The sequence below is a fragment of the Stutzerimonas tarimensis genome, assembly GCF_042648805.1.
GTDB lineage: Bacteria > Pseudomonadota > Gammaproteobacteria > Pseudomonadales > Pseudomonadaceae > Azomonas > Azomonas tarimensis.
The window spans coordinates 1-1,133 of sequence record NZ_JBHRXZ010000025.1 but is presented as its reverse complement, the minus strand read 5'-3'; the positions used below and the strand labels follow the sequence as shown (position 1 = coordinate 1,133).

The 1,133-nt window shown below is 58.1% G+C and carries 1 protein-coding gene; it reads left to right on the top strand.

Features of this window, described 5'->3' with window-relative positions; all coding sequences use genetic code 11:
- On the top strand, window positions 1-1,103 hold a 1,103-nt coding region (locus ACFOMF_RS16425), incomplete at its 5' end, for an IS4 family transposase (RefSeq protein ID WP_386366883.1).
- Window positions 1,104-1,133 lie beyond the last annotated feature (30 nt).

The window sequence follows — 1,133 nt, the reverse complement described above, 5'->3', positions numbered from 1 at the left end:
CATCCTTGCTTCGCGGTCATCGCCTGACGCTGACCAGCCTCGGTAGGAGCTTGCCGGGCAAGGCTTACGTCAAACACTCGATCAAGCGCGTGGATCGTTTGCTCGGTAATCGCCAGTTGCATCTTGAACGTTCGTTGTTCTACTGGAAGATGCTCGGGGCCTTGCTTGGCTCACTGCGTCATCCTGTGATCTTGGTGGACTGGTCGCCGATCAATGCAGCCTCTGATCTTTATCTGTTGCGTGCCTCTATCCCGCTTGCCGGGAGGGCATTTCCAATTTACGAGGCGGTGCATGATCGGGAAGGGTGCCCCAAGCGGCAGGGCCAACTGCTCGATGCCCTGGCGCTCATGCTCCCTAAGCATTGCGTTCCGATCCTAGTGACCGATGCTGGTTTTCGGCGACCCTGGTTCCAGGCCGTCGAAGCCAAGGGCTGGCACTACGTTGGGCGTGTGCGCAATCGAGATCTCTATCGCAACGAGTTGGGCCAATGGGAACCAATCAAGCAGCTCTACAAGCAGGCGGCATCGACTGCACGCTCGCTCGGCCTGATAGAGATGACGCGCAGTGCGCCACATCTCGTACCGCTTTATTGCGTGCATCAACCGCCCAAGGGGCGCAAGCATCGACGCGTAACCGGCAGTATCGCTCGCAACAAACTGAGCCGGCAGAACGCTCGGCGTGAGCAGGAGCCCTGGCTGCTGGCCAGTAACCTGTCGCAACCACAATGGACGGCTCGACAAGTCGTCGGCATTTACCGCAAACGAATGCAGATCGAGGAAGGATTTCGGGACGTGAAAAGCCTGCGCTTCGGCTTTGCCTTCGACCTGCACCGTACTCGCTGCCCACGCCGCATTGAGATCCTGTTGCTGATCGCTGCGCTAGCCTGTTACGTCTTGTACTTGGCAGGCCTGCGGGCTCGGACAACAGGTCAGTCTCGTCGCTTCCAAAGTAACAGTGTCAGGCATAAACCCGTGCTGTCGCTCTGGCGAATCGGCCTCGAATACCTGGGGCGGTCAGCATATGATTTTTCCAACTCTGTACTTGCTGAAATGGAGCTACTGCTGCGTGATGAGGTGCGCCGCCAAGCTCAGCAACTGGAGTAGATTTGTGGGGATTCCTCAGGGACAGACCCC